This is a genomic window from Flavobacterium microcysteis (genome assembly GCF_006385255.1).
GTDB lineage: Bacteria > Bacteroidota > Bacteroidia > Flavobacteriales > Flavobacteriaceae > Flavobacterium > Flavobacterium microcysteis.
This window is the reverse complement of record NZ_VFJE01000024.1, coordinates 1-378: the sequence shown is the minus strand read 5'-3', so window position 1 is coordinate 378 and position 378 is coordinate 1. Positions and strand designations below refer to the sequence as shown.

Annotated in this window: 1 protein-coding gene; it reads left to right on the top strand. The window is 58.5% G+C overall.

The features are described from left to right. A partial coding sequence (locus tag FJA49_RS18295; RefSeq protein ID WP_158629423.1) for a hypothetical protein occupies positions 1-378 on the top strand: 378 nt, incomplete at both ends.

Sequence of the window (378 nt, the reverse complement as noted above, 5' to 3'; positions counted from 1 at the left end):
TCGGCAACCTTACAAGTAACCTTCCGGGGTATACCGTTGCGTTCTACACCCTTGCGGGCACGCTTATCGACCCTGCCAATGCCTATACGAACCAGAACCCTGGCGTGCAGACGCTGAACGTTGTAATCACCAATACGGCCACCACCTGCGAAAGCAGGACCACGCTTACCATCCGAGTGGAGCCGCTTCCTAACCCTAGGACGGATCCGCAGGACATCGAGTCGTGCGACACCGGCATTCCCGGCGACGGCATGGCTGAAGGCGTCGACCTTACGGTACGCGAGACCTATATCAGGAACAACACGAACCCTGCGAGCGTAGACTTCTTCTACTATACGGACCGCAACCAGGCGGAAGCGGACGGCATCCAGGGCACGA